Source organism: Candidatus Mycalebacterium zealandia, assembly GCA_014075295.1.
Classification (GTDB): Bacteria; Desulfobacterota_D; UBA1144; order Nemesobacterales; family Mycalebacteriaceae; genus Mycalebacterium; species Mycalebacterium zealandia.
In genome coordinates, this window is the sequence record CP046180.1 from 1,093,003 (window position 1) to 1,107,306 (window position 14,304).

Annotated in this window: 17 protein-coding genes and 1 tRNA gene; 13 read left to right on the forward strand and 5 right to left on the reverse strand. The window is 49.3% G+C overall.

The genetic code is table 11. The features are described 5' to 3' along the window. The first annotated feature begins 24 nt into the window (after nucleotides 1-24). The 10 genes from GKS04_05600 to GKS04_05645 are packed head-to-tail and all read left to right on the forward strand — an operon-like array spanning nucleotide 25 to nucleotide 7,750. A complete protein-coding gene (locus GKS04_05600) occupies nucleotides 25-1,308 on the forward strand; it encodes a phosphopyruvate hydratase (GenBank protein QMU56591.1) in 1,284 nt (427 codons plus the stop codon). A 21-nt stretch (nucleotides 1,309-1,329) separates the two neighbouring features. Beyond that, complete coding sequence (leuC, locus tag GKS04_05605) at nucleotides 1,330-2,754, forward strand: 3-isopropylmalate dehydratase large subunit (GenBank protein QMU56592.1); 1,425 nt, start codon at nucleotides 1,330-1,332, stop codon at nucleotides 2,752-2,754. Beyond that, complete coding sequence (leuD, locus tag GKS04_05610; protein ID QMU56593.1) at nucleotides 2,755-3,378, forward strand: 3-isopropylmalate dehydratase small subunit; 624 nt, start codon at nucleotides 2,755-2,757, stop codon at nucleotides 3,376-3,378. A 2-nt stretch (nucleotides 3,379-3,380) separates the two neighbouring features. Beyond that, on the forward strand, nucleotides 3,381-3,902 hold the full coding sequence (gene raiA / locus GKS04_05615; GenBank protein QMU56594.1) for a ribosome-associated translation inhibitor RaiA: 522 nt from the start codon (nucleotides 3,381-3,383) through the stop codon (nucleotides 3,900-3,902). Nucleotides 3,903-3,919: 17 nt separating this feature from the next. Next, entirely contained in the window at nucleotides 3,920-4,402 is a 483-nt protein-coding gene (locus GKS04_05620; GenBank protein QMU56595.1) for a hypothetical protein, read from the forward strand. After that, complete coding sequence (hprK, locus tag GKS04_05625) at nucleotides 4,263-5,339, forward strand: HPr(Ser) kinase/phosphatase (GenBank protein ID QMU56596.1); 1,077 nt, start codon at nucleotides 4,263-4,265, stop codon at nucleotides 5,337-5,339. Before GKS04_05620 ends, hprK begins: the two co-directional genes overlap by 140 nt. After that, nucleotides 5,336-6,181, forward strand: coding sequence for an RNase adapter RapZ (gene rapZ, locus GKS04_05630; GenBank protein ID QMU56597.1), 846 nt, complete (start codon nucleotides 5,336-5,338; stop codon nucleotides 6,179-6,181). Before hprK ends, rapZ begins: the two co-directional genes overlap by 4 nt. Next, nucleotides 6,178-6,600, forward strand: a complete 423-nt coding sequence (locus tag GKS04_05635; protein ID QMU56598.1) for a PTS sugar transporter — start codon at nucleotides 6,178-6,180, stop codon at nucleotides 6,598-6,600. The genes rapZ and GKS04_05635 overlap by 4 nt, the downstream gene beginning before the upstream one ends. After that, nucleotides 6,597-6,926, forward strand: coding sequence for a hypothetical protein (locus GKS04_05640; GenBank protein QMU56599.1), 330 nt, complete (start codon nucleotides 6,597-6,599; stop codon nucleotides 6,924-6,926). Before GKS04_05635 ends, GKS04_05640 begins: the two co-directional genes overlap by 4 nt. Next, the gene (locus GKS04_05645; protein ID QMU56600.1) at nucleotides 6,869-7,750 is read left to right on the forward strand and encodes an HAD-IIA family hydrolase; all 882 of its coding nucleotides are present in this window, start codon (nucleotides 6,869-6,871) and stop codon (nucleotides 7,748-7,750) included. Before GKS04_05640 ends, GKS04_05645 begins: the two co-directional genes overlap by 58 nt. A gap of 69 nt (nucleotides 7,751-7,819) precedes the next feature. On the opposite strand, the gene GKS04_05650 is transcribed toward GKS04_05645, so the two are convergent. The 4 genes from GKS04_05650 to trpS all read right to left on the reverse strand — a co-directional run bounded on the left by GKS04_05650 (nucleotide 7,820) and on the right by trpS (nucleotide 11,087). Next, on the reverse strand, nucleotides 7,820-8,284 hold the full coding sequence (locus GKS04_05650; protein QMU56601.1) for a hypothetical protein: 465 nt from the start codon (nucleotides 8,282-8,284) through the stop codon (nucleotides 7,820-7,822). Continuing rightward, the gene (locus tag GKS04_05655; protein QMU56602.1) at nucleotides 8,281-8,475 is read right to left on the reverse strand and encodes a DUF4160 domain-containing protein; all 195 of its coding nucleotides are present in this window, start codon (nucleotides 8,473-8,475) and stop codon (nucleotides 8,281-8,283) included. Before GKS04_05655 ends, GKS04_05650 begins: the two co-directional genes overlap by 4 nt. Nucleotides 8,476-8,821: 346 nt before the next feature. Further along, nucleotides 8,822-10,069: a crotonyl-CoA carboxylase/reductase gene (ccrA, locus tag GKS04_05660; protein QMU56603.1), complete on the reverse strand. Its 1,248-nt coding sequence runs from the start codon at nucleotides 10,067-10,069 to the stop codon at nucleotides 8,822-8,824. Between the two features lie 16 nt (nucleotides 10,070-10,085). Further along, a complete protein-coding gene (gene trpS, locus GKS04_05665; GenBank protein QMU56604.1) occupies nucleotides 10,086-11,087 on the reverse strand; it encodes a tryptophan--tRNA ligase in 1,002 nt (333 codons plus the stop codon). Between trpS and GKS04_05670 the strand changes: the two genes are divergently transcribed. Further along, nucleotides 11,025-12,887 carry an NADPH-dependent assimilatory sulfite reductase hemoprotein subunit gene (locus tag GKS04_05670; protein ID QMU56605.1) on the forward strand — a complete coding sequence of 621 codons (1,863 nt, stop codon included), beginning with the start codon at nucleotides 11,025-11,027 and terminating at the stop codon, nucleotides 12,885-12,887. The genes trpS and GKS04_05670 overlap by 63 nt on opposite strands. On the opposite strand, the gene GKS04_05675 is transcribed toward GKS04_05670, so the two are convergent. Then, nucleotides 12,853-12,926, reverse strand: a tRNA-Arg gene (locus GKS04_05675). The two genes, GKS04_05670 and GKS04_05675, sit on opposite strands and share 35 nt — an antisense overlap. Nucleotides 12,927-12,961: 35 nt before the next feature. On the opposite strand from GKS04_05675, the gene GKS04_05680 reads away from it, so the two are divergent. Next, nucleotides 12,962-13,576, forward strand: coding sequence for a hypothetical protein (locus GKS04_05680; protein ID QMU56606.1), 615 nt, complete (start codon nucleotides 12,962-12,964; stop codon nucleotides 13,574-13,576). A gap of 80 nt (nucleotides 13,577-13,656) precedes the next feature. Further along, complete coding sequence (locus tag GKS04_05685) at nucleotides 13,657-14,301, forward strand: hypothetical protein (GenBank protein QMU56607.1); 645 nt, start codon at nucleotides 13,657-13,659, stop codon at nucleotides 14,299-14,301. Nucleotides 14,302-14,304: the final 3 nt, after the last annotated feature.

Sequence of the window (14,304 nt, forward strand, 5' to 3'; positions counted from 1 at the left end):
TCTTACCGCCCGGAGAGAAAACAAATGGCGAAAATCAAAAGCGTAAAAGCGAGGGAAATTCTGGACTCGCGCGGAAATCCAACAGTTGAGACCGATGTTGTGTGCTCTGACGGCACACTTGGAAGGGCTTCGGTGCCGTCCGGAGCGTCAACGGGAAAGTTTGAGGCGCGGGAACTTAGAGACTCGGCAAAGAAAAGATACGGAGGCAAAGGCGTTCTCAAAGCGGTTGAGAACTCAAACCGGACTCTTGAACGTGCGATTCGGGGAATGGACGTAAGCGACCAGAAAAAAATTGATGCGAAGATGATTGAAAAAGACGGAACAAAATCAAAATCACGCATCGGAGCGAACTCTATTCTCGGTGTTTCGCTCGCCGTTGCACACGCGGCGGCACAATCGCGCAAAACCCCTCTTTACCGATATCTCACGCGACTCTACGGCTCCGTGCGTCCGTCTCTGCCGGTGCCGTTTATGAACATAATCAACGGCGGAGCGCACGCGGACAACAATCTGGATATTCAGGAATTCATGCTTGTTCCGCACGGTTTCAAAACTTTTTCAGATTCATTGCGAGCCGGAGTTGAGATTTTTCACGCTCTCAAATCGCTGCTGAAATCCAAGGGGCTTTCCACCGCCGTTGGAGACGAAGGCGGCTTCGCCCCGAATTTGCGCTCCAACGAGCATGCGATGGAGTTCATCGCGCGTGCGGCGGAAAAAGCCGGATATAAAACCGGAACGCAAGTGTCGCTTGCCATGGATGCGGCGGCAAGCGAGTTTTTTTTCGACGGAAAATACCGCATCGGACGCGCAAAACTTTCATCGGCGCAAATGGGCAAAATGTATGAAAAATGGACAAAAAACTGGCCTCTCATCTCCATTGAAGACCCGATGGACGAGAATGACTGGGAGGGCTGGAAGGAGATTACGGAGCGAGTCGGCCGGTCGGTTCAGTTGGTAGGAGACGATCTTTTCGTCACAAACAGACAGCGGCTTGAAAAAGGAATAAAACTCGGAGCCGCAAACTCAATTCTCATAAAAGTCAACCAGATAGGGACTCTGTCGGAAACATTTGATGCGATGAAGACCGCCGGCAAAGCGGGCTATTCGCGCATGGTGTCCCATCGTTCGGGGGAGACCGAAGATTCATCAATCGCGGACATCGCGGTCGCGACCGAATGCGGTCGCATAAAAACCGGCGCGCCGTGCAGGGGAGAAAGAACGGCAAAATACAACCGTTTGCTGAGAATTGAGGAGGAACTGGGGAAAAAGGCTGTGTTTGCGGGCAAACAAATCTTGGGTAAAATCTAAAAAGAAAGGTCACGAAAATATATGAATGGTAAAACACTTCTTGAAAAAATTTGGAATTCCCACCTCGTAAGCGAGGGGAAAGACGGCCAGCCCGACATTCTCTACATAGATTTGCATATGGTTCACGAAGTTACCTCGCCTCAGGCGTTTGAGGGGCTTGTGATGGAAAACAGAAAAGTTCGCCGCCCGAATTTAACATTCGCCACAATGGACCATAATGTGCCCACAACGGCGCGAAGCAAACCCATAGAGGACGACATATCCGCCCGTCAGATTGAGACGCTCAGAAAAAACTGCGAGCGTTTCGGTATTAATCTTTTTGACATTCTGCCGAATCCGGAAATTGAGGATCTTCAAGGAATTGTCCACGTAATAGGTCCTGAACTGGGGCTCACAAGGCCCGGAATGACTATAGTGTGCGGCGACAGCCACACTTCAACTCACGGCGCGTTCGGTTCCCTTGCTTTCGGAATCGGAACAAGCGAGGTTGAGCATGTCCTTGCGACCCAGTGCCTGCGCCAGACCCGCCCGGAAACCTTTGAGATACGAATGGAAGGAAAACGGGGACGCGGCGTTACGGCAAAAGACATAATTCTGGCAATCATAGGGCGGATTGGAACTGCCGGCGCGACCGGGCACGCGGTTGAATACGCGGGCGAAGCCATAAGAGACCTGTCAATGGAAGAAAGAATGACCGTGTGCAACATGTCGATTGAGGCCGGAGCGAAAGCGGGAATGATGGCGGCGGACGAAAAAACTTTTGAATACGCGCGCGCGCGGCGTTATTCGCCGGCAGACGAGCATTTTGAGTCGGCGCTTGAGGAATGGAAACAGTGCGCGTCCGATGAAGACGCAGTTTTTGATAAAACTCTGAAAATGGACGCCGGAGAAATTGCCCCGCAGATAACGTGGGGAACGAATCCGGGAATGGTGGTTGACGTGAACTCTACGGTTCCAAACCCCGCGGACGAAAGTGACGCAGTACGGCGCGGCGACATGGAAAGAGCGCTTGAATACATGGGACTCAAAGCCGGAAAGCCGATGACGGACATCAAAATTGACAGGGTCTTTCTGGGCTCATGCACAAACTCGCGCATAGAAGACCTGACCGCCGTGGCACAGATTGTTAAAGGCAAAAAAGTCGCGAAAGGCGTGCGTGCGATGGTTGTTCCGGGTTCTCAATTGGTGAAAAAACAGGCTGAAGAAATGGGAATAGACAAGATTCTCAAAGATGCCGGATTTGAATGGCGTGAATCGGGATGCAGTATGTGTCTGGGAATGAATCCCGACATTCTCGCGCCCGGGGAAAGATGCGCCAGCACATCCAACAGAAACTTTGAAGGACGGCAGGGCAAAGGCGGCAGAACACATCTCGCAAGCCCCGTTATGGCTGCGGCCGCGGCAATTGAAGGTCATTTTGTTGACGTCCGGGAGTGGGGCAATTAAATGGAAAAATTCACGAAAATAAAAGCGGTAGTCGCCCCGCTTGACCGCTCAAACGTTGACACCGACCAGATAATTCCCAAGCAGTTTCTCAAAAGAATTGAAAGAACCGGATTTGGTGAATTCCTTTTTTACGATTGGAGATTTCTTGAAGACGGAAAAACACTCAATCCGGACTTTGAGATGAACATGGAACGCTACAAAGGCTCGGGAGTGCTAATTGCAAAAGACAATTTCGGAAGTGGAAGTTCGCGCGAACACGCGCCGTGGGCAATCAGAGAGTTCGGATTCAGGGTCGTAATCGCGCCGTCTTTTGCTGACATTTTCTATAACAACTGCTTCAAAAACTCCATTCTCCCCGTCAAACTCAACCGCGAGCAAGTGGACTCCCTGTTTGAAACCGTAAGGGCAAATCCGGGTTTCAGTCTGGAGGTTGATTTGGAAAAACAGTCAATCACGGGAAGCGGGATTAATTTTGAGTTTGACATTGACCCATTCAGAAAAAGAACTCTTCTTGAAGGGCTTGATGACATATCGCAAACTTTGAAAGAAAGCGACCTGATAGAAAAATATGAAAAAAAGCATGTGGAAACAAGGCCCTGGGGTTTCCCTGCAATGGAAAGATAAAAATGAACATAAAAATAACAACAAGACACATCAAAGACAGAAAAGTCGCAAAAAAAATGAAACACTACATGCTTTCAAAACTGCCCCGGCTGGGCAGGTATCTGTATAAACAGGGAGAAGAAGCGACAATCAGCGCGGTTCTCTCATCTGAAAAACTCCGGCACACGGCGGAGATTAAAGTTGTGGGAACACGGCTTTCCGCGACTGCGAGCGTTACTTCGGACGATTTGAGCTCTTCCATAGACAACGTAATGGACGCCGCTACAAAACAGCTCAGGCGTAAAGGCGACAAAAGAATCTCCACGAGGCGCAGAAACTCTCCCGCCGCCGAGTCACCGCAGGACAAATCGCAGCCCGCCGAGGTGAAAATTCAGCAAGTAGCGGCAAAACCGATGTTTCTTGAAGAAGCCGCGCTACAGGTTACGGAGTCGGGAAAAGAGTTCGTCGCGTTCATAAACAGCGAAACCGATGAACTGAACGTCGCGTACAAAAAAGACAAACGGGTGATTGTTATAGTTCCTTGAAAAACCGCTCAACGGTAATGGAAAACGCAATGAAAATCGCCGATGTTTTGACAAAAGACTCCATAATAAAATCTCTTCAAGCAACCGACAAAAACGGCGTTCTGAAAGAAATATCTGAAACCGTGTCGAGTCTTTCCCCTTCTCTTGATGCCGATGTACTGCTCAAGATGCTTCTGGAAAGAGAGGAAATCTGCAGCACCGCCCTTGACCACGGAGTTGCGGTTCCGCATTTGAGAATGCACGGGCTTTCCGAGCCTGTTGCCGCGTTCGCAAGAAGCGTGCAAGGAGTTGATTTTGGCTCGCTTGACGGCAACCCCACCTACCTTTTCATGGTTATCATCGCGTCTGATTCGCGCGCTGATGAATACATCAACCTGCTCGCCAGAGTTACTTCCGCACTCAAAAGCGGCGAAATGCGTGAGCGGCTCATCAAAGCTGGGTCAACAAAAGACATCTTTGAAACGCTTGTTGAGGAAGACGACAGGAATGGCAAAAGATAAAAAGGTCAAAGTAGAAGAACTCAAGCAAAAATGGTTTTCACACCTCAAACTGAGCAAGGTTTCCGGCAAAGCGGGTTTTGACGCTTTTATAACAGCCGCGCCGGTTCGCAAGCCGGGCTTGAGGATGACGGAAAAGCCCATGAAGCTTGACTCCGGGCACGTCTATGTGCTTAGCGAAACCGAATGCGCTTACATAGAAAAACTGTCGCCCAAAGAGTGCAAAGACCTTGCCGAGGACTTTGTGCGACAAGGAATTCCGTGTTTTATCGTGTCGGACGGCATAGACATAAACGCACGCTTTAAATCCATGATGAATAAAAAATCAATCGCGGTTTTAAAAAGCGACATTCCGCTTGAAGCGTTGATGTCAACACTCGGAGAGTTGCTTGAGTGGCGGCTCGCCCCGTTCACCACATTTCACGCCACGCTTGTTGTAGTCCACGGAACCGGAACGCTCATAACGGGCAAAAGCGGCGTGGGAAAAAGTGAATGTGCGCTTGACCTTGTCGGGCGCGGATGGAAATTCGTTTCCGATGACATCGTTGAAATAAAACGGGTGGGCGCGCACCTTATCGGCTCGCCGCCGGAAAAGGTCAAGCACATGATGGAAATAAGAGGCATCGGCATCGTGAACATAGGAGACCTTTTCGGCAGAACCTCGGTTATGGAAAACCACTCCATTGACATAGTAATCAACATTGAACTGTGGAACAGGAAAATGGAATACGACCGGCTCGGACTTGAGACAAAAACCATCAAGATCCTTGACGTGGAACTGCCGATTGCGAACATTCCGGTGCGCCCGGGCAGAAGCATATCCACACTCGTTGAAGTAGCCGTGCGAAACCATATTCTGAAAACTGGCGAGTCAGACACATTTGATTCCCCGCCTGAAATAATTAAGGGAAGAAAAAACTCAAAACGGCCGAAAACATGAAACTGCTGCTGATAATCACGGGGTTGTCGGGAGCGGGAAAGAGCACGGTTTTGAGCACTTTTGAAGACCGGGGATTTATCTGCGCGGACAACATTCCGCCGAACCTGACGGGGCAGTTTGTCAAAGAGCACGAGGGGCCCTTCGCAATTGTGATTGATTCAAGGACGCCCGGCGGAAAACTTTTCGAACAGGTCTCGGAAGCGGCGGAAAAACTCAAAAAAGACGCGAAGGTTGAAATCATCTTTCTTGAATCCTCAGACGAAACGCTCGTAAAACGTTACGGTGAAACGCGCAGAAACCACCCTCTCTCCAGAGACGGAAACATCACAGACGGCATAAAAAAAGAGAGAGCCCTGCTTGAAAACCTCAAACAGAAAGCCGACCTGATTATTGACACAAGCGGACTCAATCCGCACGAACTCAGAGAGCACCCGTCGCTTCGCGCCGCCGGGGGCGAAACGGGCGAAATCCGTGTAAACATAACCTCATTCGGATTCAAGCACGGCCACCCGCCCGACGCGGACATGATGTTTGACGTACGCATGCTGCCAAACCCGAACTTCACGCCCGAACTCAAACCCCTTGACGGCAAAGACAAAAGAATCAGGGATTTTGTTTTTTCGGACACGGGCGGCGAGGGTTTTCTTGACAAAGCGGCGGACATAATTGATTTTGTAGTCGGTCTTTACAAAAGTAAAGACAAGCTTTATCTGAATGTCGCCATCGGTTGCACGGGGGGAAAGCACAGGTCCGTCTCGGTTGCCGAGAGGCTCGGGAAAAGGCTGAAAGGTTCCGTTAAAGAGGTACGGGTTGCGCACAGAGACATCGGGAAGAACAAATGAAACTGATACTTGTCGTAACGCACGGGGAACTCGCTTTTGAGCTTATAAAAACCGTTGAATTCGTTCTCGGCGAAAAACCCGCCGTTGAAATCAAAGGCGTTTCCTTTGTTCCGAAAGGCGGATTTGACATGCTCTCCGGAGAGATAGAAAAACACCTGCGCGGCAATAAAAAAGACACAATCATTTTGACCGATATGTTCGGTGGAACGCCGTCAAACGTCAGCCTGACTTTTCTTGACCCCGGCAAGGTGGAAGTCGTAACCGGAGTAAACCTGCCGATGCTTTTGAAACTTGCCACGCTGAAAACCGGTATTTCTCTTGAAAAAGCCGTGGAAGCAACAAAAAAAGCGGGACGCGAAAATATAGTTTCCGCGAGTGGAATCTTGAGTTCAAAACAGGGAGCAAAGGAAGAAAAATGACCGAAGAACAGTTCAACAAAGCCGTTGAGAAGTGGAAAAACTTCATACTGAAGGGACCTCTCGCCGAATACACGCTTGAAATTGATCCGAAAATTCTGAAAGAGTTTGCCGCAGTCGCGCTGTTTCTGGATATTCAGACCATAAGGGCGTCCGGCAACGAAGAAAAATTCTACGAGGGCTACCGCGAAGCGTCCTCGGACATTTTGAAATTCATGGGGATTGAGATGTTTCAGGACGATAACAAGAAAAAAATCGCGTTGGTGCCCTCATCTTACGACCCCGAAGCCCGGACGCGCCTCGCCCGCTCAATGTGGGGAGATGTTTAGGCGCGGGGCCGGCAAGGACCCCTTTGCGACTCGTTGATAAATTTGACGCTTTTGTCATAGACCTTGACGGAACGGTGGTTTCGGGACCCACCCCCGTTAAGGGCGTGGCGGGCGCGCTCAAAAAACTGCGTAAAACCGGAAAACCGTTTCTGTTCGCGACAAACAACTCCCGGCTCACGCCCGCGGGATGGGCAAAACGCCTGAAAGAAACCGGAATAGAGGCGCGGGCGGGCGAGATTGTAACATCGGCGGGATCAACCGCGCGCTTCATAACGCGCAAATTCAAAAATCCGGAATCAAAAAAAGCGTTTGTTTCGGCAAGTCGCGCGCTTGTGTCGGAAATAAAGAAAACGGGAATTCGTATTGTCGGGGCGGACGAAGCCGCGCGCGGATGCGACGTTGTAATTATCGGCGGGTACACGGGTTTCGGTTATCAAGACATCGCCGCGGCGGGAACGGCGATAATAAAAGGGGCTGATTTTCTCGCCACAAATTCAAATTTCGTCTATCCCGCGCGGGACGGGCGTTTTATGCCGGCAACCGGCGCGCTTACCGCCGCCATAGAGAAAGTTGCGCGCAAAAAACCCGTCATCACCGGAAAACCGCATCCGGACATTTTCAGAATCTGCCGTGAAATTCTCCGCGTTGCCGCCGGCAGAACGGCGGTTATCGGGGACAGCCTCAAAACCGATATAAAAGGCGGAAAAAATGCCGGAATGAAAACAGTTTTGACGCTCACGGGAATTTCATCGCGAGCGGACGCGAAAAAATCCCGCCACAAACCGGACTACATCATAAAAGATATGTCGGAACTGTTCCGCTAATTATTTCGTCTCTCAAGAAAATGTCCGTATGCGCAAATTGATTAAAGATGTGCTGATTGGATGAGAAATTTATCTTTCAGAAGTTACGCTCATTTCAAACCGCAGATTTAGAAGAGAAGCCACCTTGTAGATTTGGCTCAGATTTTTATTCACCAACGCCGGATTGAGCAACCGCTGAATCTGATTGTCTGAAGTTTTCAGACAGCGAGCCAGATGTTTTTTTGACACTTTCTTGCGGGAAAGTTCCTTGTTGATGCGGGCAATGATGTGTTCAATATGATCCTGAAGCATATATTCGGGGTCTTTTATCAAAAAAAGCGGTTGGTCGGACGGCATATAGTCCGCCGTGCCATCTTCAAAACGCATTCCCAAAGACCTGTTTCCCGTCTCCTTATCAACCCATACCTCTTGAATGCCCTTGCTTATGCCAAGAGAACCGTAATGGACTGTCGCCTCTTTGCCAGTCGCATAGATGACATTAATCTCTTTTTTCCTATTGGAAAAAGTTGCTGATTTGATTTTAGGAACACTCATATCCTGCCCTCCTTAATAAGATCGAGAAGAATTTTTCTTAGCCTTCCGTTCATGTTTCCGCTCAAAATCTCCATTCCCGGAACGGCGACTTTGGCAACGGCTTCGCCATCTTTGTATATGTGAACATGCTTCGGCTGATGGTCTCCCACCCACCATTCAATGATGTAGCCGCCACGCTTTTCTCGTCCCATTGAGAGACGCTACTATATTTAGTAGTGGTTGTCTATATTGAGTGAAAGAAAATCCGGGAAAAATCTATCTCTAAATGTTCCGCTGTTGACCTTGAAAGTTGCAGTCCAACCGCTTCTTTCAAACTGTCAATTGCATCTCAACATTGTCTCCGTAACTGGAAACATCGCCTTCCTGCCAGATTAAAGCATTAAACATTATTTGTTGCATAAATCTGATTGCCTCCGACAAACAAGCACGAAAATCATAGTTATGGCATGTTTAGGTTTCAATAGCCACTAAAAAACTCGTTTCCGTTTGAACTGCTCAAAGATGTTCTGATTGGGTAGAAATTTTATCAGAACTTTTTCACCCCTTTCTCGTCTCCTCCTGATTCTTCAAACCCGTTTTCGGCGCCTGAACAAGAACCGCCATTTTCCCCGAATGTTTGTTTTCATACATATTCTGGTGCGCAAGCGGAATGTCCTTGTATTCAAAAATCTCCGACATCACGGGGTTGATAATTCCCTTGTGAACAAGCGCGTTCGCCCGAATGCATTCAAGAGCGTTCGCGAAATGCGAGCCGAGAATTTTTTTCTGGTGCATCCACAGATAGCGCACATCAAACATGCATTCATAACCCGTTGTGCCGGCGCAAATCACAATCCGCCCGAAGCGGTTGCACACAAAAACGCTTGTCGGAAAAGTCCCCTCGCCCGGATGCTCAAAAACAACGTTGGGGTTTTTCCTCTCGCCCATAATTTCCCAAATCGCCTTGCCGAATTTCTTTGTGTCTTCCAGCCGCGCTTTTTTGCGCTCCGGCGTTTCGTCCTTTGAATACATCAAATCCGGAAAATCCCGCCGGTTTATTGTTCCCTTCGCGCCGAGTTCCATGCACATCTTCGCCTTTTCTTCCGAAGAAACAATCGCGATGCAGTCCGCGCCCATCATTTTGCAAATCTGTATGGCAAAAACGCCGAGTCCGCCCGCGCCGCCCCAGATAAGAGCGAGTTCGCCGGGCTCAATTTTGCATTGTGAAACAAGCATCCTGTAAGCCGTGAAATAACACAGCCCGTAAGACGCCGCCGCCTCCCATGCCAGATGAGCCGGTTTTGAAAGAACCTGCTGAGCCTGCACGCAGGTGAACTGCGCGAAAGAGCCGTTGGGCGTCTCGTAGCCCCAAATCTGGTCGCCCGCGTTCACCATCGGGTCGTAAGTAATAAAATCAGCGTTGCTTTTTGTGAGTTTGCCGTGGTCGGGGCCCTCAACGTTGCAGTGGATAATGACCTCATCGCCGATTTTCCAACTTTTCACATTTGAACCGACAGCCCAGACAATTCCCGCCGCGTCGCTACCCGCGATATGAAAATCCTGCTTGTGAATATCAAGCACGGAAATCGGCTCGCCGAGCCCCGCCCAAACTCCGTTGAAATTAACGCCCGCCGCCATAACAAGCACAAGAACCTCATCCGGTCCCGGTTGAGGAACGGGCACTTCCTCCTCCTGAAAAGATTTCATCGGCTCACCGTGCCGCTCTTTGCGTATCAGCCACGCCTTCATCATCTCCGGCATTTCGCCGATTTCGGGAAGCGTCCCGAGTTCAAAAACTTTTGGCATATTTATTTCCCCCTTTTTACGGATTAAACAAACCCGTTTTTTTAATTATCTCCTCAATATGTTCATTAGCGCTTTCATTCGCTTTCGCCGTTCCATGCCTCAAAATATCGCGCACATCATCGGGGCGTTTTTCAAATTCCGCCCTTTTCTCCCGAAACGGCTCCAGAACCGCGTTTATCGCTTTGGCAAGTTTCTGTTTTACCTCAACATCGCCCACCGCGCCCTTGCGGTAACGGTCTTTCAAGTCTTCAATTTCCTCAACATCGGGATTAAAGGCGTCGTGATATTCAAAAACCGGATTCCCCTCAACCGTGCCGGGAATATCCGCCCTTACGCGCTTGGGGTCGGTAAACATTCCGCCCACTTTTTTGTTCACCTCTTTTTCCGTGTCGGACAGATAAATACAGTTGTTGAGACTTTTGCTCATCTTGCGGTCGCCGTCCAGCCCGACAAGGCGTGAGACCCTGCTGATTACCGGCTCCGGCTCCTCAAACATTTCGCCGTAAAGCGAATTGAACCTGCGGGCGAGTTCGCGCGTGAGTTCAATGTGGCTGAGCTGGTCTTCACCGACCGGCACCTTTGTCGCCTTGAAAACCAGTATGTCCGAAGCCATAAGCACCGGATAGCCGAGCAACCCCACCGAATACGCCTCGCCGACTCCCAAATCCTGAATCTTTTCTTTGAGCGTGGGAATTCTGCCGCAACGCGGAACCGAACACAGCATGGACAAAATCACGTTCAGGCGCGATATGGCGGAAATCTGCGACTGAATGTAGAAAACCGATTTTTCGGGATTCATTCCCACCGAAAGCCAGTCCGTTACCATTTCAAGCGTGCTTTTCTCCACCTCGCCCGTTTTGTCAAAATGGGTTGTGAGCATGTGCAGGTCGGCAACGAGAAAAAAACACGCGTATTGGTCCTGAAACTTCAGGCGGTTCTCAAGTGAGCCGGCAAGATGCCCCAGATGGAGCCGCCCGGTCGGTCTGTCGCCGGTTACAAGTATGTGTTTGTCCGCCATTTTGAGCGTTTATGCTACTCGGACGGGCGCAAAACCGCAAAATCCCCGCGCAGATTTTCAGTTATAATGTCGCCTCGGAGGAGCGTAAGAGTGTCCGAAGAAAAAAAATCCAAAGTAGAAGCAATCAAGGAAAAGAGCGACTATCTGCGCGGAAACATAAGCGAGACGCTCAAAGGCGATGACTCGCATTTTACCGAAGAAGACTACCAACTTCTGAAATTTCACGGAATTTACCAGCAGGACGACCGGGATGTGCGCCAGCAACTGAAAAAAGAGGGCAAAGAGCGCAAATATATGTTCATGGTGCGCACAAAAAACCCCGGCGGCGGTGAACTTTCACCGCAACAGTGGGAGGCGCTTTGCGAAGCGGGGGAAAAATACGCAAACGGCACTTTGAGAATCACAACGCGCCAGACCATTCAGTTTCACGGAATCGGAAAGGACAACCTGAAAAACGCGATGCGGTACCTGAATGAAAATTTTGTGCCCACAAACGGCGCGTGCGGAGACGTGAACAGAAACACGATGGCGGGTCCCGTTTCGGACATCACCGGTTCGGGCGCGTTCAACGCGCAGGAACTTGCGCGCGAAATCTCCGAAAACCTGTCGTTCAAAACAACCGCCTACTACGATGTCTGGATGGACGGCGAGATGATGACAAAAGACGAACCGCCGCCAAGCAATGAAATTGAGCCGATGTATGGAAAGGCGTATCTGCCGCGTAAATTCAAAATCGGCATAGCGGAAGAGCACGACAACTCTGTGGACGTTCACACGAACGACATAGGCGTAGTTCCCGTTATCAACGGCGAACTGAAAGGTTTTAATATTCTGGTCGGCGGCGGTCTTGGCAGCCACCACAGGCAGAAACGCACGTTCCCGCGCCTCGCGGACCCGCTCGGTTTCGTCAGCGAAGACAAAGTCCACGACACGCTGAAAGCCATATTAGAGTTTCAAAGAGACAACGGCGACAGAACAGATCGCAAACACGCACGCATGAAATACGTTGTTGAGGAATGGGGAATTGACAAAGTGCGCTCCGAGATTGAAAAACGGGTCGGTTTCAAGTTTGAGCCCGTAACCGAATTCACTCTGCGCCAGCCCGAAAATCACCTCGGCTGGCACACACAAAGCGACCCCGAATTAATGTATGTCGGCATATTTGTTGAAAACGGCAGAATTAAAGACACATCCGGAAATCGGACAAAAACCTGCATAAGGGAAATTGTGAAGGAATACGGAGCGGGCGTCCGGCTGACCGCTCTTCAAAACATCATTCTTTCGGGCATTCCGAAAAACAAAAAGGACGAAATCTCAGCGCGGCTTGAATCGGCGGGCGTCAAAACGGAGGACGAATACTCAAAAATCCGCCTGAACTCAATGGCATGCCCCGCTCTGCCCACCTGCGGGCTCGCGCTTGCCGAAGCCGAAAGATATATGCCGGACCTAATTTCCGAACTTGAAAAAATGGGATACGGCGACGAGAACATCAAAATCAGAATGAGCGGCTGTCCGAATTCGTGCTCGCGCCCGCCCACTTCGGAAATCGGGCTTATTGGGGCGTCTCCGGGGAAATACAACATCTACCTCGGCGGCAATTTTGAGGGAACGCGCATGAACACGCTTTACGAGGAGATGGTTTCCGAAAGCGAACTCGCGCCAAAAATCGCGGAGTTCATAGATTTTTACAGGGAAAACGGCAAAGATGGCGAAGCGTTCGGAGATTTCTGCGCTCGCGTGGGTTTTGACGAGATAAGAAAATCAACGCGCCCGGAGGGAGTCGAACCCCCAACCTCCTGATCCGTAGTCAGACGCTCTGTCCAGTTGAGCTACGGGCGCTTGCAAGAGGGCTATTGTATCAGAGATACGCGAATATGGAAAAGTTAGAGACGCTTCTTGACACCGAAATTGACTCTTTTCTGTCCAAAGCGCGGGAACTTACCGAGGTTAAGGCGCTTGTTTCGGGAAGTTTGAGCAAAGAGCAGTATAAAAAACTGCTCCGAACCTTCTGTTTTGTTGAGCAGATAAGCCACAGAGCGGTGAACACCGCCGCGATTTACGCGGGCGAGAAGGGAAACGCCTATCTCGCGGGGCGGCTCGGCTCATGCGCGGCGGGAGAATTGGGGCACGCCGAACTCGCATTGGAAGATTTGCGGGATTTGGGTGAAAAAAACGCGAAAATACCGGTTGCGAAAAACTGGGAAAGGGAATTGCTTGAAAAAGCGCGTGAATTTCCGCCCGCGATTGTGGGGCATTCATATCTGTTTGAAGGGGCGAGCGGAATTCTGTTCCAGAACGCGGTTGTTCCAAAGGGAATGCCGGAGCGGTTTGTGGTTGTTCACGCCAAGGAAGACCCCGCGCACGCAAGGGCGATTAAACGCACAATCCGCATAATGGTTAAAGACCTGACCCCGAAGAAAACCCTCGAAATCGCGGACTTCGCCCGAAAATCCGGCGTGCGTTTAATGAAGATGTTTGAAGGGATATGATTGGGTTGGCAACATACCAGAATACTGTAATGAAGAAATGGACTGTAGATTTTTCAAACAGGGCTCTGCAGTAAAACACTATGAACTGGATAGAAATATGTTTAGAGGCACTCCTAGCAATTTCACAAATTTCATTAGCTGTTGTTGCGTTCATTGGAATAAATTCATGGAGGCATGAATACAAAGAGAAAAGACAAATAGAAATAGCTGAAGAAACTTTAGAATTGTTTTACAAAGTCGTAGATGTATTACAAAGCATACGAAACCCTACAGTTTATTTAGATGAAATAAAGGATATAGAACGAAAAAAAGAGGAGAACGAAAAACAATACAAAGCAAGACAAAAAGCACAAGTTTTGTTTGACCGCTACGATGAACAAATTGAAGTTTTTAATAAGATTCACTCTCTTCGCTATAGGTTTATGGCTAAGATTGGAAAAAATAAAGCAAAGCCATTTGCGGATTTGAGGCGTATTGTCCATAAAATAACAACTTCTGCAATTATTCTTAAAGATTTGTGGGGCTTGGAACGAAAGCCGGAAGACAAAACGCATTGGAAATTCGTAAGAGAGAACGAAAACATATTTTGGGATGATAGAGATAGTAACAATCCTACCAACCTTGAAATAGAAAGAATTGTCTCAGAAATTGAAACAACTTGCGAAAAAATAATATCTGGAAAAAATAACACCCATTCTCGCTTCGGCTCAAAAGCTACCACCTAAATA